Origin of the sequence: Sphingomonas sp. GV3, from assembly GCF_031082075.1 — a bacterium.
GTDB classification, from domain to species: Bacteria; Pseudomonadota; Alphaproteobacteria; order Sphingomonadales; family Sphingomonadaceae; genus Sphingomonas; species Sphingomonas beigongshangi.
On sequence record NZ_JARWLE010000001.1, the window covers coordinates 900,006 to 922,196 of the forward strand.

A 22,191-nucleotide genomic window follows, 5' to 3' on the forward strand; every position below is an offset into this window, starting at 1 on the left:
GCGATCGAGAGGCGCCGGCCAGCCTCAGGTCCGGGTCCCCTGATCGGATCCGCTGGTGAGGTCGGCGATCACCTCGTCCAGCAACGTCGTCAGCAGCTTCATCTTCTCCGGCGCCACGCCGAGACTGGCATAATGATCCTCGCTGTTCGCAAGGACACCCAAACGCTGCAGCACCGGCAGGGCGACCGCCGTCACGTGCAGCCGGTTGACGCGTCGGTCGCCAGGATCGCGCCGACGCTCGACCCATTGCAATCGCTCGAGACGATCGACGGTCTGACCGATCGCGACCGGTCCGATGTCCAGGCGTTCCGCCAGTTCCTTCTGCGTGCACCCCGCATTGACGTAAATGGAGGCAAGCGCCCGCCATTGCGCCTGGGTCAGCGATCCCTCGCCCGCAAGCGCCATCGTGCGCGCGCGTTCATCGAACCGCTTGCGCAGCAAGCGCGCGATCAGCGCCACCTGCGACGCGAAACTCCGCGGCGGATTCTCGATACTGGTGTCCGGGTTGGGTCCGGCGGGGTTCGTCATCCGCAATGTCCCCCTCGTCGATGGCGTCTGATGGTGCCCGATCCGGGCGCTTCCCTCTATCCGAAAATAAGGTAAGTGCAACTACCTCGTCAGGCACCGTATTATTCGGTTGCGTTCTTCCTCGTTCGGGAGCACCGACAAATGGAATCACGGCCGGTCTGTCGATGCCGATCCGGATCCCCCGAGGTGTTATGAGCTTGGACGACCGCCCCGATCATCGATTCGATCCGGCTGCGCTGGAAGACGCGCCGCCCATCAGCGACCCTGCCCCCGTCGTGGAGGCGGTCGATACGCGATCGTCGCGGCGCAGCCGGCTCCGCCTGCCGCTGCTGATCGCGGCACCGATCGTCGCGCTCGTGCTCGGCCTGTTCTTCTACCTGAGCGGGGGGCGGTATCAGGAAACCGACAACGGCTATATCCAGGCGGGGCTGGTGCCGGTCGCGGCCAGCGTCAGCGGCCCCGTGATCGCGGTCATGGTCCACAACAACCAGCACGTCCGCGCCGGCGACGTCCTGTTCCGCATCGATCCCGCCCCGTTCCAGGCGGCGGTCGACGAGGCGGCTGCGGAACTGGCCAACGCCCGGTCCCAGGTGTCGTCGCTCCGCGCCAACTATCGAGAGGGCGAGGCCGGGCTCGCTGCGGCTCGGGCGCGTCTTGCCTATGCGGAACGCGAGGCGGCGCGGCAGAAGTCGCTGCTTGCGGAAGGCATCTCGTCGCAAAACCAATATGATCAGGCCGTTCTCGCGGCGCAGACGGCGCGGCAGCAGATCCAGACCTCGGTCCAGCAGAATGCGGGCGTCGCGGCGTCGCTGACCGGCAGCGTCGACGCGCCGACCGCGGTGCAGCCTGCGGTACAGCGCGCCGAAGCCGCACTCGAGCGCGCGCGACTGAACCTCGGCTATACCGTGGTGCGCGCGGCGCAGGACGGCATCGTCACCAAGGTCGACCAGCTGCAGCCCGGCAGTTACGTGACCGCCGCCAAGCCGGTCTTCACGCTCGCCGGTACGTGGTTATGGGTCGAGGGCAATTTCAAGGAGGACCAGCTCGACCACATGCGCGTCGGCCAGCGCGCGACCTTCCACGTCGATGCCTTCCCCGATCTCGCACTGACCGGGCGCCTGACCAGCTTCAGTCCCGGTACGGGCAACAGTTTCGCGCTGCTGCCCGCTGAGAACGCGACCGGAAATTGGGTCAAGGTCGTGCAGCGCCTGCCGGTCGAATTCAGCATCGACCGGCTGCCGCCCGACGTGCCGCTGCACGCAGGCCTCAGCGTCGAGGTGCGGGTCGATACGGGGCATCGCCGCCGTCTGTTCGGTGGCAACGCCGCCACGCGATGACCGGCTCCTATCCCGACACGATCTCGCGGCGCTTCATCACCGCGTCGGTGATGGCGGCGACGGTCATGAATTCGCTGGACAGCACGATCGCCAATGTCGCGCTGCCGCACATCCAGGGCAGCGTCTCCGCGTCGGGCGAGGAGATCACCTGGGTCCTGACATCCTATATCGTCGCCGCCGCGATCATGACGCCGCTCACGGGTTGGCTCGCCGGGCGGTTCGGGCGCAAGCGGCTGATGCTGTGGTCCATTGTCGGTTTCACCATGGTCTCTGGACTGTGCGGGATCGCCAACGGACTCGGCGAGCTGGTCGGTTTCCGCCTGCTGCAGGGCGTGTTCGGCGCCGCGCTCGTGCCGATGAGCCAGGCGATCCTCCTCGACATCAATCCGCCCGAACGTCATGGCCCCGCCATGGCGGTCTGGGGCATGGGGGCCATCCTGGGCCCGATCATCGGCCCGGCGCTTGGCGGATGGCTGACGGACAATTTGTCGTGGCGCTGGGTCTTCTACATCAATCTGCCGATCGGCGCGCTCGCCTTCGCGGGCCTATCCGGCTTCCTGACCGAGACCAAGGACGCCGCCCGTCCGCGGCTCGACCTGTTCGGCTTCGCGATGCTCGCGCTCGCGATCGGCTCGATCCAGCTGATGCTCGACCGCGGCCAGACCAAGGACTGGTTCAGCTCGACGGAAATATGCGTGGAGGCGGCGCTTGGCCTGTTTTTCGGCTATCTGTTCGTGGTCCACACGCTGACCGCGCAGCGGCCCTTCATCGACATCGCGATGTTCAAGGACCGCAATTTTCTGACCGGATCGATCTTTGGTTTCTTTCTGGGCACCGTGCTCTTCGGTGTCCTCGCGCTCCTGCCGACGATGCTGGAGACGCTGATGGGCTACCCCGTCGTGCTGACCGGCCTCGTCACCGCACCGCGCGGCATCGGGACGCTGATCTCGATGATCCTCGTCGGCCGCCTCATCAAGAAGGTCGATGCACGCCTGCTGATCTTCGCCGGCTTCGCCATCGCGGCCTATTCGCTGCATATCATGTCGGGCTTCACGCTCGGCATGAACGAGCGGCTGGTGATCGTGTCCGGCTTCGTCCAGGGGATCGGGACGGGGCTCGTCTTCGTGCCGCTGACCACGATCGCCTTCGCGACGCTCGACGCGCGCTATCGCAATGAGGGTGCGGCGATGTTCACGCTCACCCGCAACATCGGCTCGGCGGTCGGCATCTCGATGCTTCAGGCGCTGACGATCCGTAACGGCGCAACCGTCCATGCCCGGCTGGTCGAGGGCATCCGGCCCGACAATCCGATGCTGCCCTCGTCCTTCGATTTCGATGCGCCGACCGCCGTCGCGGCGCTCAACGCGCAGATCACCCGCCAGGCGGCGATGGTCTCCTACGTCGACGCCTTCTGGCTGCTCTTTCTGCTCACCCTGGGCGTCATCCCGCTCCTGCTGCTGATGCGCCGGCCCCGCGCCGGTGGCGGCGACGGGCCGACGATCCACATGGACTGATCCGCCGATGCGTGCTGCTTCCCTCGTCCTCCTCGCGGCCGCGCTGGCAGGCTGTACCGTCGGACCCGATTTCCAGCGGCCGCAGGCACCCGCCGCGGCAGGATATCAGGCGCCCGGTGAGACCGCGCCCGGCCAGGCGGTGTTCGGTGACGGCCCCGAACGGCGCTGGTGGACCGCGTTCGGCGCGCCGCAACTCGACACGCTGGTCGACCAGGCGATCGCGCACAACCGCAGCCTGGCGGCCAGCAACGCGACGCTCGCCGCGAGCCGTGACGAACTGCGCGCGATCGTCGGCCGCCGGCTGCCGCAGGTCGATGCCAATGCGCGGATCGACCAGCAACAGGTGAACCTTGCTGCGTTCGGATTTGCAGGCAACAATCCGCTCGCACCCGGCGGCAACCCGGAATTCCATCTGTACAGTGTCGGCGGCGGGGTCAGCTACGATCTCGACCTGTTCGGCGGGCTGCGACGAAGCGTCGAGCAGGGAGCGGCGGAAGCGGAGGCACAGCAGCGTCAGACCGAGGCGGCGCACCTGTCGATCGCCGGCCAGGTCGTCAACCAGGTCCTGACCATCGCCGCCCTACAGGCGCAGATCGCCACCGCGCGCGCGTTGCTCGCCGACGACCAGCGCAACGTCGACCTGACGCAAAAGCGTCGGATCGGCGGCGAGGGCACGATGGTGGAGGTGCTCAACGCGCAGAGCCAATATGCCGCCGATCGCAGCGACCTGCCGCAGCTCGACCAGCAGTTGGCGGAGGCGCGCCACCTTCTGGCGACGCTGCTGGGCACGACGCCGGACCGGCTTCCGGCCACCGACATTCCGATGGAACGGCTCACCCTGCCGGCGACGGTTCCCGTGGCGATGCCGTCGCAGCTCGTTCACCGGCGACCGGATATCCTGCAGGCGGAGGCCGAACTGCACGCCGCCACCGCCGCGATCGGCGTCGCCACCGCACGGCTCTATCCCGACATCACCCTCGGCGCGACGCTGACACAGGGTGCGCCGGCGCTCGGCGACCTCGTGAAGAACGCCTTTCGCGGCTACGATCTGTTTGCCGGCCTGACGGCGCCGATCTTCCACGGCGGCACGCTCAAGGCACAGCGAGCGGCCGCCGTCGATCGCGCGCGCGCCAGCCAGGCCCGCTACGAGCAAACGGTGCTGGTCGCCTTCAGCCAGGTCGCGGACCTTCTTTCCGCCTTGCAGAACGATGCGCGCGCGGTGGCCGATCAACAGGCGTCGGTGCGCGTCGCCGAACGGTCGCGGCATCTGTCGCAGCGCAGCTTCGAGGTGGGCAATTCCGGAATCCTCCAGGTTCTGGAAGCCGAAAGGCTGTATCAGCGCGCACGCAACGGGCTCGTCGTGGCACAGACCCGCCAGTTCCTCGACGTGGCGCGTCTGCATGTCGCAACGGCAGGCGGCTGGATCGCCACCCCGGTCGTTGGCGAGCCCGACGCGGGGCGCGGCGGCGTGGCCGCGCGATGATCCGTCGGCGCGGTCGACATCCGGCGCCGCGGCAGAACCTGCGCCAACGCCGTCCATGGGTTGAATTGGGGCCGGCCACGGGATAGGTGGGCCGCGTTGGTGGTCGCCCATCCGTCGCCCTGGCGGCTGGTGCAATGGAACGACCCTGGTGCGTCCACCAGTTTTTCTCCGACGGCTCCGCAGCGATGCGGGGCCGTTGTGCATTGGGGCTTTCGCGCCCCGCAGGAACGGTCAAGCGACGGATCAGCGATATGACAGGCTACAAGACTCCCGATTTCTCCCAGCGCGCCGCCGCGTCGCGCGACGCCAAGGCCAATGCCCTCGAAAAGCTGCGCAACAAGGCGGCGCCGGACCCCGAGGTCGTTGCGGCCCGTACCGCCGCCCGCGAGGCGAAGGAAGCGGCGGAGGCCGAGAGGCGCGCCGCGCACAAGGCCGCGATCGAGCAGAAGAAGGCCGCCAAGGAGGAAGCGCGCGCCAAAGCCCAGGCCGAGGCCGAGGCGGCGGCCGAAGCCGCTGCCGCCGCCAAGCGCCCACCCTCGGTGCCCACCGCTGCGGAGCTCAAGGCGGCGCGCGACGCCCGCTACGCCGCACGCAAGGCCCGGCAACAGGGCAAGTGACCCCGCGCGAGCTGATCGGCGTGGCGGAGGTGCCGGGCGGCGAGCCGCTCCGCCTGTTCCGTCGCGGCGGCGACTTCATGATCGTGCTCGACCGCAACGAGCTGATGAGCACGCGGATGAGCGGGTCGGAGATCGCGCTGGGTACCATGGCCTGCGATCGGATCGCGGGCCGCCCGGCGCCGCACGTGCTGATCGGCGGCTATGGCATGGGCTTCACGCTGCGCGCGGTGCTCGGCCGCCTCGAAGAGAACGCCCGCGTGACCGTCGCCGAGCTGGTGCCCGGCATCATCGAATGGGCGCGCGGCCCCATGGCGGACCTGACCGCCGGCTGCCTCGACGATCCCCGCGTGACGCTGGCCATCGGCGACGTCGGCGCGTCGATCCGGGCCGGAACGCACGCCTATGACGCCATCCTGCTCGACGTCGACAACGGCCCGGACGGACTGACCCGCGCCGCCAATGACGGCCTCTACGCCGCGACCGGTCTGGACGCCGCGCGTGCCGCGCTCCGCCCGGGCGGCGTGCTGGCCATATGGTCGGCCGCCCCCGACGCCGCCTTCGCAAAAAGGCTCGCGCGAAGCGGCTTCGCGGTCGACGAGGTGCGCGTGCGGGCGCGCGATACCGGCAACGGCACCGGCAAGGGCGCGACGCACATCATCTGGTTCGCCACGCCGCGTTGAGCGGCAACGGGCTGGACCCGCGGCGCGCACTGTTGCATGGGGGCCCGAAGGCGCCGGGTTAGCTCAGCTGGTAGAGCAGCGGTTTTGTAAACCGAAGGTCGCGGGTTCGATCCCTGCACTCGGCACCACCTTTTCCTCGAAAGGACGATTTTCTGACCCTCGCCGCCCGCGTTGCCTTTTGCGCCGCGCTCGCCTTCGCGCTGGCGATGGCCTGGACGCCGCATCCTCCCAACCTGCCGTTGCCCAACGACGACAAGGTGCAGCACATGCTCGCCTTCGGTACGCTGACGGTCCTGGCCGCCGCCGGGTGGCCGCGCGCGGAGCTGCTGCGGATCGGCGAGCGCCTGTCGTTCGTCGGCGCGCTGGTGGAGGTGGTGCAGTCGATCCCCGCGCTCCATCGCGACTGCGACATCCACGACTGGCTCGCGGACACATTTGTCATCGTCGTCGTGCTGTTGGTCATCACCGCCTGGCGCCGCGCGCATCCGGCAATCGCCTGAGCATCTGAAACCCCGCGCCGATGCCGAGCGTTGCGGTAGCGCAATGGATTCCCGTTCCACGATCAAGGTCGCCAGCTACAACATCCACAAGGGGATCGGCCTCGACCGCCGCCGCAATCCCGAACGGGTGCTGGAGGTATTGCGCGAGATCGACGCCGATGTCGTCGCGCTGCAGGAGGCGGACCGCCGCTTCGGCGCGCGCGAATCGGTCATCCCGCTGCATCTTCTCGACGAGCATAGCGATTGGAAGGCGGTGGATTTCGGCATGCGCGCGCTGTCGATGGGCTGGCACGGCAACGTCATCCTGGTTCGCAAGGGCGCGCAGGTCGTCGACCGCGAGGCTATCCACCTGCCCGCGCTGGAGCCCCGCGGCGCGGTCATGGCGGACGTCCGTACGGGAGCCGGGATCATCCGCGTCGTCGGCATGCATCTCGACCTGTCGGGTCTGTGGCGCCGACGGCAGGCGGCGGCGATCCTTGCGCACGTCGACGCCTCGCTGCATCGTCATCCCACGGTATTAATGGGGGACCTGAACGAATGGACGGCGGCGGCGGGCTGCCTGCGCGATTTCTGCCGGGATCACACGATCGCGCCGACCGGGCCGAGCTTCCACTCGCGCCGTCCCGTCGGGCGGCTCGACCGCATCATGGTATCGCGCGACCTGCGCGTCGCCGACTGCGGCGTGCATGCCAGCGCCGCGGCCCGCAAGACGTCGGATCACCTGCCGATCTGGGCGACACTTACACCGGCATGAGACGCTCGCGGTTTCGCCATGCGTGAGAAGGAACTGCGCCTCGCCCTGGTCTGCTACGGCGGCATCAGCCTCGCCGTCTACATGCACGGCATCACGAAGGAAGTCTGGCGGGTGGTGCGCGCCAGTCGCGCCTGCCACGATGGCGTTCCCGCCGCCGGTGGCAGCGAGCAGATTTATGCCGCGCTGATCGAGGAGATTGAGGCGACGGCGGGCATGCGACTGCGCGTCCTCACCGACATCGTCGCCGGCGCGTCGGCAGGGGGAATCAACGGCATCTTCCTGGCGCAGGCCATCACCACGGGACAGAGCCTGGAGCCGCTGACCGACCTCTGGCTCACCTCGGCGGACGTCGAGGCGCTGATCGATCCGGATGCGGCGCCGGCTTCGCGCTTCTCCAAGATGTGGGCGCTGCCCCTGGCGTGGATGGCGGCGGGGCGCAGCGCCGACAAGGTCGCCGAACTCGACGAGGCGACGCGCGAGGAGGTGCGCGCCAAGCTGTCGCATTTCGTCCGCTCGCGCTGGTTCGAGCCCCCGTTCGGCGGGGCCACGTTCACCACCATGCTGCTCGATGCCTTCGACGCGATGGCCGCCACCGAGCGCGGACCCCGCCTGTTGCCGGAGGGGCAGCCGCTCGACCTGTTCGTTACGGTGACCGACTTCACCGGGCATCCCGAACGGCTGACGCTCAATTCGCCACCGGAAGTTCTGGAAACGGAACATCGCCTGGTGATCGGCTTCAGCGACCACGGCGGCGGCGCGGCGCTCGCGGCGATCCCCGAGCTCGCCTTCGCCGCGCGCGCGACCTCGAGTTTTCCTGGCGCCTTTCCTCCGTTCAGCGTCGGCGAGCTTGATCGCGTCCTGGCCGGGCGCGGCCTGGAATGGCCCAGGCGCTCGGCGTTCCTGCGCCGCGCGCTGCCGCGGCACTTCGCGGCGAGGCAGGCGGAGAAGGCGGTGCTGATCGACGGATCGGTCCTCGCCAACGCCCCGTTCCGCCCCGCGATCGACGCGCTCAAGGAGCGACCGGCACGGCGCGAGATCGATCGCCGGTTCGTCTACATAGACCCCTCGCCCGGCATCAAGATCCGGCTTGGCTCCGGCGGCGGCGATCCTGGTTTCTTCCAGACGATCCTGGGTGCGCTGAGCGATCTGCCGCGGCAGCAGCCGATCCGCGACAATCTGGACGCGATCGCCGCGCGCTCGGCGCGGATCGACCGGATGCGCGGCATCGTCACCGCGCTGCGGCCCGCCGTCGAGGAAGAGATCAGCGCGCTGTTCGATCACACCTTCTTCCTCGACAGTCCGACGCCCGCCAGGCTCGTGGCGTGGCGGCGGCGCGCGCAGTCGGCGGCCGCGACCCGCGCGGGCTATGGCTATGCGGCCTATGGCCACCTCAAGCTCGCCGGGGTGATCGATACGATCACCGCGCTGCTCTATCACGTCGGCGGGGAGCCGGGGCAGCATCGCTGGCGACGGCTGAAGGCGGCTATCGAGGCCGCGATCGCCGCGCGCGGCTTCGGCCCTGGTCACGACGGGGGCGTCCCCACCTTCATCGGCAAGGAAAGCGCCGCGACGGTCGATTTCCTGCGGACGTTCGACATCGGTTTTCGCATTCGCCGGCTCCGGCTGATGGCCCGGCGCCTGACCGAGGTCGAGGCGGACGGCATCGACGTCGAGCCGATTCGCGACGCGATCTACGACTCGCTGGCGCTGTATCTTCAGCGACAGCGCGCCGATGACCATCCCCAGCTGCGCGGTGCGGTACGCGCGCTGCGCGGCGCCGATGCCGGGCCCTTGCTCGACAGTCTGGCGGCGGCGCTCGACCTCACCCGGCTGGATGCGGAGACCGACGCGCGGCTGGCGACGGCGTTCGTCGCGATCGACAGGGCGCCGCGGCGTGCGCTGCTCCTCGCCTATCTCGGTTTCCCCTATTACGACACGGCCACCCTGCCGCTGCTGCAAGGCGAAGGCCTGGACGAATTTGACCCGATCAAGGTCGACCGGATCGCGCCAGACGATGCCACCGCGATCCGCGGCGGCGGCGCGGAAGCGACCCTGAAGGGTATCCAGTTCAACAGCTTCGGGGCGTTCTTCAGCCGCGCCTACCGTGAGAACGACTATCTGTGGGGCCGGTTGCACGGTGCGGAGCGGATGATCGACATCTGCATCTCGACCCTGCCGCCCAACGTACGGATGCGTGCCGGACGCGCCGCGGCGATCAAGCGCGCCGCCTTTCGCGCGATCCTCGACGAGGAGGAAGGCCGGCTGACCGCCATTCCCGCGCTGATCGCCAGCCTGCGCCGCGAAATCGGCTGAGCCGCCGGGCCTCCGCGCGCCGGGCTGGCCATCGGGCCATGCAGCGGCTAGCGTTGCGGATACTCTCCGGGAGTTCCGCATGCAGTTCCTCAAGATCCTGTTCTGGTTCCTGCTCGCCTTCGTTGCGGCGCTTTTCACCTATGGCAATTGGACCAGCATCCAGATCAACCTGTGGGGCGGATTGATCGCTGACGTGAACCTCCCGCTGCTGCTGCTCGTCACTTTCCTGCTCGGCTTTCTGCCGACCTATCTCTACCTCGGCGCGGTGCGCTGGCGGCTGCGCCAGCGCCTGACCAACAGCGAGCGCATGCTGGCCGATCTGCGCGCGGTGCCGCCGGCGCCGGTGTCTGCGCTGCCCATCGCCCCGGCGGGCGATGCGCTGCCCATCGACGAGGCGGTCGCCGCCGAGGGGCGCCTGCTGTGAGCCCGATCTATGTCGCGATCGACACGCCGGACCTCGCGCGGGCAAAGGCATTGGCCACCCGCGTGCGCCACCATGTCGGCGGGCTGAAGCTCGGCCTCGAATTCTTCTGCGCGCATGGCCGGGCGGGGGTGCGCGAGATGGAGGCGCTCGGCCTCCCCGTCTTTCTCGACCTGAAGCTGCACGACATCCCCAACACCGTCGCCAAGGCGGTGATGGCGCTCACCCCGCTGGCGCCGGCGATCCTGACGGTCCACGCGTCGGGCGGTCGGGCGATGCTGGAAGATGCCAAGGCCGCCGCTCCGCCGCAGACGAAGGTGGTGGCGGTGACCATGCTGACCAGCCTCGACGCCGACGATCTCGCCGCGACCGGCGTTTCCGGCAGCGCGCACGATCATGTGCTGCGGCTTGCGGAGCTGGCCCATGACGCGGGCATCGACGGCATCGTATGCTCTGGTGCCGAAGTGGCCGCGGCAAAGTCCTTTTGGCCGAAGGGGTTCTTCGTCGTTCCGGGCGTGCGCCCGGCGGACGGCCAGGTCGGCGACCAGAAGCGCGTCGTCACGCCGCGCGCCGCGCTCGACGCCGGTGCCTCCGTGCTCGTCATCGGCCGCCCGATCACCCAGGCCGAAGACCCGGACACGGCCGCGCGGGCCATCGGCGCCACGCTCTGACGCCATGGCGACGATCCGCCCCTTCCTGCCGTCGAAGGACTTCGCGCGGTCGCAGGCTTTCTACGAGGCGATCGGCTTCAAGCGCGTGTATGCCGACGAGACGGTGGCGATCCTCGACTATGAGGGTGCCGGGTTCCTGCTCCAGAATTATTATCAGGAAGACTGGGCCGGAAATTCGATGCACCAGCTGTTCGTCGACGATCTGGACGCCTGGTGGCGACGGACGGACGGACTTGCGCAGCGCTTCGGCATACGCGAACCCATGGCGCCGGAGGTGAAGCCGTGGGGTATGCGCGTGGGCATGCTCGTCGATCCGGCTGGCGTGCTGTGGCATGTCTGCGAGGCGGAATCGCCCGCCGGGCATGACGGACCGCGATGAGCGATGATGCGGAACATGCCGGCGGCTGTCACTGCGGGGCTGTGCGCTTCGCCGTCCGCCTGACCGGCGGGCTGGCAGCGGCGCGTCGCTGCGACTGCTCCTATTGCCGGATGCGCGGTGCCGTGGCGCTGACCGCCAGGGTCGGGGATCTGGAGGTCATCTCGGGCGCCGACCAGCTGTCGACCTATCGGTTCAACACGGGCGCCGCGGAACATCATTTTTGCCGGACCTGCGGCATCTACACGCACCACCGCCGCCGATCGAACGGCGGTGAGTTCGGCGTCAATGCCGCCTGTCTCGACGGCATCAGCCCGTTCGACTTCCGTGTGGTTCCGGTCAACGACGGCATCCATCACCCCTCCGACGGCGGCGGGGAGCGCATTGCCGGCATCCTCCGCTACGAGCCGATCGAGCGTTGAACGGGCTTTGCGCCGCGGTCGCATAACCGCTAGCGCCTGCGCCATGTCCGCCCTCACCAAAATTTGTGGCCTGTCGACGCCCGAGACGCTCGACGCGGCGATCGGCGCCGGCGCCAGCCACGTCGGCTTCGTCTTCTTCGCCCCCTCGCCCCGCGACCTTCCGTTCGATCGCGCCGCGGGTCTTGCCGCGCGCGTGCCGGCACGCGTCCGCCGCGTCGGCGTATTCGTCGATCCCGACGATGCCCTGCTCGATCAGGCGGCGGCGGCAGGCCGGCTGGACGCAGTCCAGCTCCACAAGACCGCACCCGCGCGCGCCGCCGCCATCCGCGCGCGGCTGGGCCTCGAAGCCTGGGCGGCGGTGCCCGTAAAGACGCGCGCCGACCTTGACCTTGCCCGGGATTTCGTCGGTGCGGCCGACCGGATCCTCTACGACGCCAAGACGCCGGAAAGTGCCAGCCTGCCGGGAGGCATGGGGCTGCGATTCGATTGGGCGCTGCTTGACGGCTTCGCGCATCCCCTCCCCTGGGCTCTCTCCGGCGGGCTCGACCCCGTCAACGTCGCGGAGGCGATCCGTCGGACGCGGGCACCGTTGGTCGACGTGTCCTCGGGCGTCGAGCGCGCACCGGGGGTCAAGGATGTGGACAAGATCGTCGCCTTCCTTAAAGCGGCGCAGCTATGAACGCTCCGAACAGCTTCCGCACGCAACCCGACGAGCGCGGTCACTTCGGCGCTTTCGGCGGCCGCTATGTCGCCGAGACGCTGATGCCGCTGATCCTCGATCTCGACAGCGAATACCGCCGCGCGAAGGCGGACCCCGCCTTTCGCGCCGAGTTCGACGACCTGCTCGAACATTATGTCGGCCGGCCCAGCCCCTTGTACCATGCCGAACGGCTGACGGCGGCGCTGCGCGAAAGCGCGCCGGAGGGCATGGGCGCGGAGGTGTGGTTCAAGCGCGACGAGCTCAATCACACCGGCGCGCACAAGATCAACAATTGCATCGGCCAGATCCTGCTCGCGATCCGCATGGGCAAGACGCGGATCATCGCGGAGACGGGGGCCGGCCAGCACGGTGTCGCGACCGCCGCGGTCTGTGCGCGCTTCGGCCTTCCCTGTGTCATCTACATGGGCGCCAAGGACGTCGAGCGACAGCAGCCCAACGTCTTCCGCATGAAGCTGCTCGGTGCGGAGGTCCGCCCGGTGACCAGCGGCGCGGCGACGCTGTCGGATGCCATGAACGAGGGGCTGCGGGACTGGGTCGCGAACGTCCACGACACCTTCTACATCATCGGTACCGCCGCGGGCCCACACCCCTATCCCGAACTGGTGCGCGACTTCCAGAGCGTGATCGGGCGCGAGGCGCGGGCGCAGATGCTGGCCCGCACCGGCCGGCTGCCCGACCTGCTCGTCGCGGCGATCGGTGGCGGATCGAACGCGATCGGGCTGTTTCACCCGTTCCTAGACGACCCGGAGGTCGCGATGCTGGGGGTCGAGGCAGCGGGTCACGGCCTTGGCGGCAGCGAGCATGCAGCCAGTTTGGCAGGCGGTTTCCCCGGCGTGCTCCACGGCAACAAGACCTATCTCCTCCAAGACGAAGACGGCCAAATCGCGGAGGGGCATTCGATTTCGGCCGGTCTCGACTATCCGGGCATCGGGCCGGAGCATGCCTGGCTGCGCGATATCGGACGCGTCGAATATGACAGCGCGACGGATGCGGAAGCGCTGGACGCGTTCCAGTTGCTGTGCCGGACGGAAGGAATCATTCCCGCGCTGGAGCCGAGCCACGCGATCGCCGCTGTGACCCGTCGCGCGCGCACCATGCCGCGCGACGCACGCATCCTCGTCAACCTGTGCGGCCGCGGCGACAAGGATATCTTCACCGTCGCCAGCGCGCTGGGCGTGGCGATATGAGCGCGCGCCTTGCGGCCGCCTTCGCCAAGAGTCGGCCGGCACTCGTCACCTTCGTCACCGCCGGCGACCCCACGCCGGACGCGACGCCCGCGATCCTCGACGCGCTGGTCGCGGGCGGCGCCGACGTGATCGAGCTCGGCATGCCCTTCACCGACCCGATGGCGGACGGACCGGCGATCCAGGCCGCCAATGTCCGCAGCCTCGCCGCCGGGACGCGCACCGCCGATATCCTGGAGATCGCACGCGGGTTCCGTGCACGTCATGCCGACGTGCCGCTCGTGCTGATGGGCTACGCCAATCCGATGCTGCGCCGCGGCCCGGAGTGGTTCGCCGCGGCCGCCGCAGATGCGGGCGTCGACGGCGTCATCTGCGTCGACGTGCCACCCGAGGAAGACGATGCGCTCGGCCCCGCGCTTCGCGCGTCCAGTATCGCGCCGATCCGCCTTGCCACCCCGACGACCGACGCCGCACGGCTGCCGCAGGTGCTGGAGGGTGCGTCGGGCTTCCTCTATTACGTCTCGGTCGCCGGCATAACCGGCCTGCAGCAGGCGGCACAGGCGTCGATCGACGCGGCCGTCAGCCGTCTCAAGGCCGCGACCGACCTGCCGATCGCGGTCGGGTTCGGCGTCCGCACGCCCGAACAGGCTGCGGCTATCGGCGCGGTCGCGGACGGCGTCGTCGTCGGCTCAGCCATCGTCGAGATCGTCGCCACCCACGGTGCGGATGCACCGTCGGCCGTCCGACCCTATATCCAATCGCTCGCGGTCGCCCTCGCGACCGCCCGGAAAGGCATGAAGCAATGAGCTGGATCACCAGCGTCCGCAATGCGCTGTCGCGCGTCACCACGCGCGAGACGTCAGAGGAGAATCTCTGGCACAAGTGCAAGGGCTGCGGCCAGATGGTCTTCACCAAGGAACTGGAGGAGAATCTCTACGTCTGCCCGAAATGCGACCATCACGAGCGGATCGGCCCCAAGCTGCGCTTCCAGCAGGTCCTCGACGATGGCAGCTGCCAGGAACTGCCCTCGCCCAAGGTTCCGGAAGACCCGCTCAAGTTCCGGGACTCGAAGCGCTATACCGATCGCCTGAAGGCCGCGCGCAGCAGCGCTCATGAGCAGGATGCGCTGATCAACGCGCGCGGCACGATCCACGGCCACCGCGTCGTCATGGGCGTGCAGGACTTCGCCTTCATGGGCGGTTCGATGGGCCTCGCGGTCGGCGAGGCGTTCGTGCGGGGTGTGGAGGCGGCGATCGCCGACCAGGCGCCCTATCTCATCTTCACCGCCGCCGGCGGCGCGCGCATGCAGGAGGGCATTCTCAGCCTGATGCAGATGCCCCGCAGCACCGTCGCGATCCAGATGCTGCATGACGCCGGTCTGCCCTATATCGTCGTGCTGACCGACCCGACGACCGGCGGCGTGACCGCCAGTTACGCCATGCTCGGCGACGTGCAGATCGCAGAGCCCAACGCGTTGATCGGATTCGCCGGCGCGCGCGTCATCGAGAGCACCATCCGCGAGAAGCTGCCGGAGGGGTTCCAGCGCGCCGAATATCTGCTCGACCACGGGATGCTCGACATGGTCGTGCATCGCAAGGACCTGCGCGAGCGGCTGGCGACGGTCATCGGTTACCTGAAGCCGAGCGCCAAGGCGGCCTGAGCCTCCTCGCTCCGGCGGAAGCGAACGGACAATGCCCGACCACGCGACATCCACCGACCCCGCGGTCCAGGCGCAACTCGATCGGCTGTCGCGGCTCTCGCCGGGCGCCGACATACTGGGGCTCGACAGGATCACCCGGCTGCTCGCGCGGCTGGGCGATCCGCATCATGCGATGCCGCCAGTCTTCCACGTCGCCGGCACGAACGGCAAGGGCTCGACCTGCGCCTTCCTGCGCGCCGCGATTGAGGCGACGGGCCATGACGTGCATGTCTTTTCCAGCCCGCACCTCGTGCGGTTCAACGAGCGTATCCGCGTCGCCGGCAGGCTGATCGAAGACGCAGCGCTGGCCGCATTGCTGGCCGAGGTGCTCGATCATGCGGAGGGCATTGCGCCGAGCTTCTTCGAGGTGACGACCGCCGCCGCCTTTCTGGCCTTTGCGCGTAGCCCGGCGGCGGCGGCGATCGTCGAGGTAGGACTGGGCGGCCGACTCGACGCGACGAACGTGATCGCCCGTCCCGCGGTGACGGGCATCGCGGCGCTCGGCCTCGATCACCAGGCGTTCCTGGGCAGCCGGCTGGTTGACATCGCGGGCGAGAAGGCCGGCATCGCCAAGCGGGACGTGCCGCTGATCACCATGAACTATCCCCGCCAAGCGCGCGAGCGGGTCGCCGCCCTGGCGGAGGCCGCCGGTGCACCGGTCTTCGCGCGCAACCGCGACTGGTGGAGCGAGAGCGGGCGGACGACGATGCGGTACCGCGATGCCGGCTTCGCGCTGTCGGCGCCGCGGCCCCGGCTGGTTGGCCCGCACCAGTCGCGCAACCTCGCCCTCGCGATCGCCATGTTGCGTCACCAGGCGGCGGTCAACGTTCCGGAAGCGGCCCTGCGGGCGGCATCGCAATGGGCGCAATGGCCCGCGCGCATGCAGCGCCTGGCGGCCGGGCCGCTGCGTGATCGCCTGACCGGGGCGAGCGACTTATGGCTGGACGGCGCGCATAATCCGTCCGCCGCGCTGCCCGTGGCGCGGGCCTTGCGCGGCATAGCCAAGGGAAGACCCGTGGTGATGGTCATCGGCATGCTCGCCAACAAGGACGCGACCGGCGTGTTGCAGCTGCTCGCACCGGGCCTGTCGCGGGTGATCGCGATCCCGGTGGAGGGGCATGAATGCCACCCCCCGGCGCACCTCGCCGCCTGTGCGCAGCAACTCGGGGTAAGCGCCACGACCGAGACAGGCCTCGCCGGGGCGCTCAACCAGATCGACGGCGATTGCGTCGTGCTGATCGCCGGGTCCCTCTATCTTGCTGGCGAAGCGCTCCGCCTGAACGGCGAGGCGCCGGATTAAGGTGCATTTATGCGATTGACTTGCAATAGCAGACGCATGAAGGTGTGGCTCGTATTCAGGAGTCGCACCTCATGGACGACGTCAAGGCCTTGCTTGCGCCGCTACCGCACCATCTTCCCGTCTGCCCGAACACGCGACTGATCCTCGTCGCGATCCGTCGCATGGGCGCGCACGGTCTTGCCGATGCCCGCGCGGCGCAGATATTCATCGCCGCGTTCGGCGAGGGCTTCCGTCGGCCACTGATCCTGATGCGCGCGTTGATGGCCGATCTCGCGGCGGCCGCGGCAGACACGATTGCCATTGCGCCATGCTGCTGCGCGCGCATGACCGCTGCCGAACAGGCCCTGGTGGCGATACTTGCCCGTGTCGAGACCGCACCCGAGGTTGCACGGCTGCTTCTCGCCGATCTGCTGTCGACGCGCCGGGTCGACGGCGTGCTCTCCAGCGCAGCCGCCGTCGCGGCATGTTTCACCGACGAGGGGCGGCCGATCAGCCACTAGGACTACGCGTCGCCGACGCGCGCATCCCCCTCGCCTGCCGTGCCCGCACTGCCGATCGACCGATCGACGAGCCCGGATCGGCTCATCCACCAGAACAGGGCGACGCCCGGCAGCGCCGCGACGGTGGTCAGCAGGTAGAAGTTCACGTAGCCCAGCGCCTCGATCAACGCCCCGGCCGTGGTTCCCGTCACGATCCTGCCGAGAATGCTGGCGGCCGCGGAGATGAGGGCGAACTGGGCAGCTGTGAAACGAAGATCGCACAGCGCGGAAAAATAGGCGATCACCACGACACCACCGAAGCCGCTCGCGATATTCTCGAAGCCGATCGCGCCGGCCATGCCAAGCGTCGAATGTCCCGCGGCCGCGAGCAAGGCGAAGCTGAGGTTCGATACCGCCATCAGCGCCAGTGCGAGAAGCACCGACCGCTTCATCCCCATGCGGGCATAGAGCACGCCCCCGATGAAGATGCCGACGAGATAGGCGAGGAAGCCGACGAACACGTCGTAGAAGGCGATCTCGTCGCCGGTGAATTTCAGATCGTCGAACAACAGGCGGAATGTCAGGTTGGCGAGCGTGTCGCCGACCTTGTGAATGAGGATGAACGCCAGGACGAGCATCGCGCCGGGGCGGGCGAAGAACTGCACGAAGGGTCCCCAGACGGCGCGGAACGCCTCGCCCAGCCCGCGTCGCTCCTGAGGCTCGCGGTGGCGCTGGGGTTCGCCGAAGACGAGCCCGGTGACCATTGCGGGCAATGCGAGAGCGGCGCAGACGATATAGGCCGCCGACCAGCCCATCCGATCCGCAACAACGAGCGCAAGCGCACCGGCCCCGGCCGACCCGATGCGCCAGCCGTATTGGCTCATGCCCGAGCCGACCCCAAGCTGCCGTGGTTCCAGGAATTCAATGCGATAGGCATCGATGACGATATCGAAGGTCGCGCCCGCAGCGCCCACCAGGATTGCCGCCAGCGCGGCGGCCGCTATGTCGGCGCGCGGATCGACCAGCGCCAGGTTCACCACCGCGGCGATGACCAGCACCCCTGCGACGATCAGCCAGGATACGCGCTGCCCCAGCCGCCCGAGGATCGGCACGCGGACGCCGTCCACGACCCAGGCCCAGAGGAATTTCAGGTTGTAGACGAGAAAGGCGAGGCTGAACGCAGTAACCGTCTTCTTGTCGATCCCGTCGCGAGCAAGCCGCGTCGTCAGGGTCGCGCCGATCATCGCATAGGGGAAACCGGACGATATGCCCAAGAGGAAGGCGGCGATCGGTCCGCGTTCGGTATAGGGCCTCATGCCGTCCCACCAGGACTGCCGCCTTGCCTGATCCATGATCGCGTCACCCGCCCCCGAAGTTCAAGCGGCCGGCATAGAGCGTCAGGGCCGGCGAAGTCCATGCGCCTGCCGCGATGCGTTCGATCAGCTTGTCGCAGCGCTTTCGAAAAGGCGCAGCCCGTTCGGCAGCCGCCGCGGCTTGTGACCGGACAGATGCGCGTCGAGCGCAGTCAGCGTGCCGAGCAGGTCGCGCTGGGCATAGGGTTTGCTGAGACAGCCGGCGGCGAAGGCCGTCGCCTCCACGGGGCAATTGCCGGTGACGAACAGGACGGGGACGCCCTGTTCCTGGGCGGCACGCGCGACATCCAGGCCGGACCCGTCGGCGAGGCTTACGTCCACCAGGACCAGATCGAGCGCGGTGCCCGAGCGGATGATATTGGATGCCTCCGCGACGCGATCGACCGTCGCAACCACCGTATAGCCCGCATCGGACAGGAAATGCTCGGTGTCGAAGGCGACCAGCGGTTCATCCTCAACCACCAGCAGCTTGGTGATCTTGCGCTTCTTCTTGCCGAACAGCATCTACCCGCTCCACCGGGCACGGTTTGTTACGCCCGCGCCACATAACGCGCGCCGGCCGCTTCGGTCGCAAATAATTTCGCAACGCCTTGATGATGCGGCTATGGGCGGTCGATGGCTCCCAATCCCCCTTCCAGTGCCGCCAAGGGCGACCGAATCGCCAAGCTTCTCGCCCGTGCGGGCATCGCGTCGCGACGCGAAGTGGAGCGCATGATCGCGGACGGGCGCGTCGCGCTGAACGGCACGCTCGTCGAAACGCCTGCGACCATCCTTCCGTCGTTGCGCGGGGTGACCGTCGATGGCAATCCGGTCGCCGCGCCCGAGCCGACGCGGCTGTTCCTGTTCCACAAGCCGACCGGTTTGCTCGTGACGGAGCGTGACCCGCGGGGTCGGCCGACGATCTACGATCGCCTGCCCCGCGATCTGCCGCGGCTGGTCCCAGTCGGCCGCCTCGACCTCAACACCGAAGGGCTGCTGCTGCTGACGACCGACGGGGGATTCAAGCGCCAGCTCGAGCTTCCATCGACGGGGGTCGAGCGCACCTATCGCGTGCGTGCCTACGGCAATGTCACGCAAGCGCAGCTCGAGGATCTGGCGGACGGCATCGAGATCGAAGGCATACGCTACGGCTCGATCGATGCGAATATCGAGCGACGGACCGGCGCCAACGTCTGGATCGAGATGACGCTGACGGAGGGCAAGAACCGCGAGGTCCGTCGCGTGCTCGAGCACCTGGGCCTTCAGGTTGGCCGGCTGATCCGCACCCGCTACGGCCCCTTCCTGCTGGGCGACCTGCCGACGGGAGAGATCGGCGAGGTCAAGCAGCACGAGCTCGTCGCGTTCCGCCGCACCCTGAAGGGCGGCGCGCCCGATGATCTTGCCGGCGATGCGCCCCGACCCGGCTTCCGTACCGCCGCGACCGTCGATCGGGCAGCGCGTTCGCGCGAGCGCTCAGGCGGCGATCACCCGCGCGTGCCGCGCCCGGTCCGCCAGGATGATGCAGACGGCCGCTCGCCTCGACCGGCCCGAACCGCCGCGCGCCGCGTGCAGGCCGACGCCGACGCTCCCGCGCGCGCGTCTCGCGCCCCGCAGTCGTCGCGACGGGACGAGAATGTCGCGGCTCGCGCACCGCGCGCGGACGCCGGACGGTCCGCGCGGACCGCGACGCAGGTGGGACGCCCCGACCGCGCGGCCCCGAGCGTTGCCGGATTCCCGCGCGCGGCCAGCGGACATCAACGCCGTCCCTCGGGCGAACCGTCCCTTCGAACCGTTGTCGATGAGAGCGGCCGGCGTCCTTCGCGCGGCGGCGATGTTGGGCGGCCGCCGCGCGGCGGCGATGCCACTGGCCGACCGCGGGGTACTGACGGCGGTCGATCGCCGCGCGACGGCGGTCCGGGTCGCCCCCCGCGGGGCGGCGGCAAGGGCGGACGTTCGCCGAGGAATGGCCGCTCATGAGGGTGATCGCCGGCACCTGGCGCGGACGGCCCCTCGTCGCGCCCAGGGGCGACGCCACCCGGCCGACCGCGGACCGGACGCGGGAGGCGCTATTTTCCATGCTTGCGAGCCGCTTGGGCAGTTTCGAGGGGCTGGCGGTCGCCGACCTGTTCGCCGGATCGGGCGCGCTGGGGATCGAGGCGCTGTCGCGCGGGGCCGCATCGTGCCTCTTCGTCGAACAGGATCGCGCCGCGCTGGATGCGCTCAAGGCCAATCTGTCCCGTCTCGACGCGCGGGGCGACGTGCGCGCGACGTCGGTGATGGCGCTGGGCGCCGCGCCGGCGCCGCTCGACCTCGTGATGATGGATCCGCCTTACGGCACCGGCGCCGGGGCAGTCGCGCTCGACAAGCTGGCGCGGCTCGGATGGGTCGGTCCGGCCAGCTGGGTCAGCATCGAGACCGCGCGCGAGGAGGAGATCGCCGTGGCTGGCTTCGCGGTCGACGCATCGCGGGTGCATGGCAAGGCACGCCTGACGCTGCTGCGGCGGGACTCCCAGCCCTGATGCAGGTCGGGCATGGCGCGGTCACTTTCCGCGCCTCCGGTGCCTATCGGCATGTCGGCTATGGGCCGGTTGGTTCCCGGCGGGGCAGCAGGACGAGACCCGCGAGGCTGACGATCCCCGCCGCCACGAGGTAGAGACCGACCCAGCCAAGACCATGCGGAGCGAGCATCTGCGCCGCATTCGGGGCCAGCGCGCCGCCGATGATTCCCCCCAGGTTGAAGGTCATCGAGACGCCGGTGTAGCGGACCCCCGCCGGAAAGAGCGTGGGCAGCCAGCCGCCGAGCGGGCCATAGGCAAAGCCCATGACGAACAGGGCAAAGGCCAGCCACCCGAACACGACCAGCAGCGATCCGGAGCCCAGCATGGAGCCCATCGCCAGACCCGCCACGATACAGCCGCCGAAGCCGGTCGCCAGCATGCGCGCCGCGCCGATCCGGTCGGCCAGCATGCTCGCGACGATGATGCCGGCCGCGAGGAACAGGATGGCCACCAGTTCCGCCCCCAACAGCGCTTCACGCCCATAGCCAAGGGTCGCGGTCCCGTAGCTGAGCGTGAAGGCGGTCGCGAGATAGAAGAGCGCGAAGCAGGCGACGACCCCGCCGGTTCCGGCGACGAGCGCCCTGGCATGGCCGGCCAGAAGCGTCGCGACCGGAACCTTGGGCAGGGCATCCGCCTTCGCCGCCGCGACGAACGCAGGCGTTTCCGTCAGCTTGAGGCGCACCCACAGGCCGAGCGCGACGAGGACCGCGCTGAGCAGGAACGGCAGTCGCCATCCCCAGCTGCGGAAAGCCGCGTCCGACAGGAACAGGCCGAGCACCAGGAACAGGCCGTTCGCCATGATAAAGCCGACAGGCGCGCCGAGCGGCGGGAACATGCCCCAGGTGTTACGGCGATGCGGCGGCGCGTTCTCGACCGCGAGCAACGCCGCCCCGCCCCATTCGCCGCCAAGACCCAGCCCCTGGCCGAGCCGCATGACACACAGAAGCAGCGGCGCAATCCAGCCGATCTGCGCATAAGTCGGCAGAAAGGCGATGGCGACGGTCGAACCGCCCATCAGCAGGAGGCTTGCGACGAGCGTCGACTTGCGCCCGATCCGGTCGCCGAAATGGCCGAAGACGACTGCGCCCACCGGTCTGGCGAGGAAAGCGACCGCGAAGGTGGCGAAGCTCAACGCCTGTCGCGCCGCCGCGCTCTCGCCGGGGAAGAACAGGGTCGGAAAGACCAATGCCGCCGCCGTCGCATAGATATAGAAATCGTAAAATTCGACTGCCGTACCGACGAGGCTGGCAGTCAGGACGCGGCGGGCCGAGGGCGATTGCAT

Annotated in this window: 24 protein-coding genes and 1 tRNA gene; 21 read left to right on the forward strand and 4 right to left on the reverse strand. The window is 69.0% G+C overall.

Annotated elements, in window-relative coordinates; genetic code table 11:
• Nucleotides 1-24: 24 nt before the first annotated feature.
• Entirely contained in the window at nt 25-528 is a 504-nt protein-coding gene (locus RF701_RS04115) for a MarR family transcriptional regulator (RefSeq protein WP_308814165.1), read from the reverse strand.
• A 191-nt stretch (nt 529-719) separates the two neighbouring features.
• Between RF701_RS04115 and RF701_RS04120 the strand changes: the two genes are divergently transcribed.
• The 19 genes from RF701_RS04120 (at nt 720) to RF701_RS04210 (ending at nt 17,020) form a co-directional block, all read left to right on the forward strand.
• The gene (locus tag RF701_RS04120) at nt 720-1,865 is read left to right on the forward strand and encodes an HlyD family secretion protein (RefSeq protein ID WP_308814166.1); all 1,146 of its coding nucleotides are present in this window, start codon (nt 720-722) and stop codon (nt 1,863-1,865) included.
• Nucleotides 1,862-3,379, forward strand: a complete 1,518-nt coding sequence (locus tag RF701_RS04125; RefSeq protein ID WP_210358501.1) for a DHA2 family efflux MFS transporter permease subunit — start codon at nt 1,862-1,864, stop codon at nt 3,377-3,379. The genes RF701_RS04120 and RF701_RS04125 overlap by 4 nt, the downstream gene beginning before the upstream one ends.
• 7 nt (nt 3,380-3,386) lie before the next feature.
• On the forward strand, nt 3,387-4,862 hold the full coding sequence (locus RF701_RS04130; protein WP_308814168.1) for an efflux transporter outer membrane subunit: 1,476 nt from the start codon (nt 3,387-3,389) through the stop codon (nt 4,860-4,862).
• A 251-nt stretch (nt 4,863-5,113) separates the two neighbouring features.
• Nucleotides 5,114-5,479, forward strand: coding sequence for a DUF6481 family protein (locus RF701_RS04135; RefSeq protein WP_210358499.1), 366 nt, complete (start codon nt 5,114-5,116; stop codon nt 5,477-5,479).
• Nucleotides 5,476-6,159 (forward strand): spermidine synthase, encoded by a 684-nt coding sequence (locus RF701_RS04140; RefSeq protein ID WP_308814169.1) that lies wholly within the window; start codon nt 5,476-5,478, stop codon nt 6,157-6,159. Before RF701_RS04135 ends, RF701_RS04140 begins: the two co-directional genes overlap by 4 nt.
• A gap of 52 nt (nt 6,160-6,211) precedes the next feature.
• A tRNA-Thr gene (locus tag RF701_RS04145) sits at nt 6,212-6,287 on the forward strand.
• Between the two features lie 78 nt (nt 6,288-6,365).
• Entirely contained in the window at nt 6,366-6,659 is a 294-nt protein-coding gene (locus RF701_RS04150; RefSeq protein ID WP_246848264.1) for a hypothetical protein, read from the forward strand.
• Between the two features lie 43 nt (nt 6,660-6,702).
• Nucleotides 6,703-7,413, forward strand: a complete 711-nt coding sequence (locus tag RF701_RS04155) for an endonuclease/exonuclease/phosphatase family protein (RefSeq protein WP_203311026.1) — start codon at nt 6,703-6,705, stop codon at nt 7,411-7,413.
• A gap of 18 nt (nt 7,414-7,431) precedes the next feature.
• Nucleotides 7,432-9,726, forward strand: a complete 2,295-nt coding sequence (locus RF701_RS04160; RefSeq protein ID WP_308814170.1) for a patatin-like protein — start codon at nt 7,432-7,434, stop codon at nt 9,724-9,726.
• 79 nt (nt 9,727-9,805) lie between these two features.
• Entirely contained in the window at nt 9,806-10,150 is a 345-nt protein-coding gene (locus RF701_RS04165) for a lipopolysaccharide assembly protein LapA domain-containing protein (RefSeq protein ID WP_203311024.1), read from the forward strand.
• Nucleotides 10,147-10,818 (forward strand): orotidine-5'-phosphate decarboxylase, encoded by a 672-nt coding sequence (gene pyrF / locus RF701_RS04170; RefSeq protein WP_308814171.1) that lies wholly within the window; start codon nt 10,147-10,149, stop codon nt 10,816-10,818. Before RF701_RS04165 ends, pyrF begins: the two co-directional genes overlap by 4 nt.
• A 4-nt stretch (nt 10,819-10,822) precedes the next feature.
• Nucleotides 10,823-11,197, forward strand: coding sequence for a VOC family protein (locus tag RF701_RS04175; protein WP_308814172.1), 375 nt, complete (start codon nt 10,823-10,825; stop codon nt 11,195-11,197).
• Nucleotides 11,194-11,616: a GFA family protein gene (locus RF701_RS04180; RefSeq protein ID WP_308814173.1), complete on the forward strand. Its 423-nt coding sequence runs from the start codon at nt 11,194-11,196 to the stop codon at nt 11,614-11,616. Before RF701_RS04175 ends, RF701_RS04180 begins: the two co-directional genes overlap by 4 nt.
• Before the next feature lie 43 nt (nt 11,617-11,659).
• Nucleotides 11,660-12,295 (forward strand): phosphoribosylanthranilate isomerase, encoded by a 636-nt coding sequence (locus RF701_RS04185; RefSeq protein WP_308814174.1) that lies wholly within the window; start codon nt 11,660-11,662, stop codon nt 12,293-12,295.
• Nucleotides 12,292-13,524, forward strand: coding sequence for a tryptophan synthase subunit beta (gene trpB, locus RF701_RS04190; RefSeq protein ID WP_308814175.1), 1,233 nt, complete (start codon nt 12,292-12,294; stop codon nt 13,522-13,524). The genes RF701_RS04185 and trpB overlap by 4 nt, the downstream gene beginning before the upstream one ends.
• Nucleotides 13,521-14,327, forward strand: a complete 807-nt coding sequence (trpA, locus tag RF701_RS04195) for a tryptophan synthase subunit alpha (RefSeq protein WP_210358491.1) — start codon at nt 13,521-13,523, stop codon at nt 14,325-14,327. Before trpB ends, trpA begins: the two co-directional genes overlap by 4 nt.
• Nucleotides 14,324-15,181: an acetyl-CoA carboxylase, carboxyltransferase subunit beta gene (gene accD / locus RF701_RS04200; protein WP_308814176.1), complete on the forward strand. Its 858-nt coding sequence runs from the start codon at nt 14,324-14,326 to the stop codon at nt 15,179-15,181. The genes trpA and accD overlap by 4 nt, the downstream gene beginning before the upstream one ends.
• 31 nt (nt 15,182-15,212) lie before the next feature.
• Nucleotides 15,213-16,520, forward strand: coding sequence for a glutamate ligase domain-containing protein (locus RF701_RS04205; protein ID WP_308814177.1), 1,308 nt, complete (start codon nt 15,213-15,215; stop codon nt 16,518-16,520).
• Between the two features lie 71 nt (nt 16,521-16,591).
• Nucleotides 16,592-17,020: a DUF6628 family protein gene (locus RF701_RS04210; RefSeq protein ID WP_210358488.1), complete on the forward strand. Its 429-nt coding sequence runs from the start codon at nt 16,592-16,594 to the stop codon at nt 17,018-17,020.
• A gap of 2 nt (nt 17,021-17,022) precedes the next feature.
• On the opposite strand, the gene RF701_RS04215 is transcribed toward RF701_RS04210, so the two are convergent.
• The gene (locus RF701_RS04215) at nt 17,023-18,351 is read right to left on the reverse strand and encodes an MFS transporter (protein WP_308814178.1); all 1,329 of its coding nucleotides are present in this window, start codon (nt 18,349-18,351) and stop codon (nt 17,023-17,025) included.
• Between the two features lie 87 nt (nt 18,352-18,438).
• Nucleotides 18,439-18,876, reverse strand: a complete 438-nt coding sequence (locus tag RF701_RS04220) for a response regulator (protein WP_308814179.1) — start codon at nt 18,874-18,876, stop codon at nt 18,439-18,441.
• A gap of 111 nt (nt 18,877-18,987) precedes the next feature.
• Here RF701_RS04220 and RF701_RS04225 point away from each other — a divergent pair, with 111 nt between their 5' ends.
• On the forward strand, nt 18,988-20,328 hold the full coding sequence (locus RF701_RS04225) for a pseudouridine synthase (protein WP_308814180.1): 1,341 nt from the start codon (nt 18,988-18,990) through the stop codon (nt 20,326-20,328).
• On the forward strand, nt 20,325-20,870 hold the full coding sequence (rsmD, locus tag RF701_RS04230) for a 16S rRNA (guanine(966)-N(2))-methyltransferase RsmD (RefSeq protein WP_308814181.1): 546 nt from the start codon (nt 20,325-20,327) through the stop codon (nt 20,868-20,870). The genes RF701_RS04225 and rsmD overlap by 4 nt, the downstream gene beginning before the upstream one ends.
• Before the next feature lie 58 nt (nt 20,871-20,928).
• Here rsmD and RF701_RS04235 read toward each other — a convergent pair whose 3' ends face one another.
• On the reverse strand, nt 20,929-22,191 hold the full coding sequence (locus RF701_RS04235) for an MFS transporter (RefSeq protein ID WP_308814182.1): 1,263 nt from the start codon (nt 22,189-22,191) through the stop codon (nt 20,929-20,931).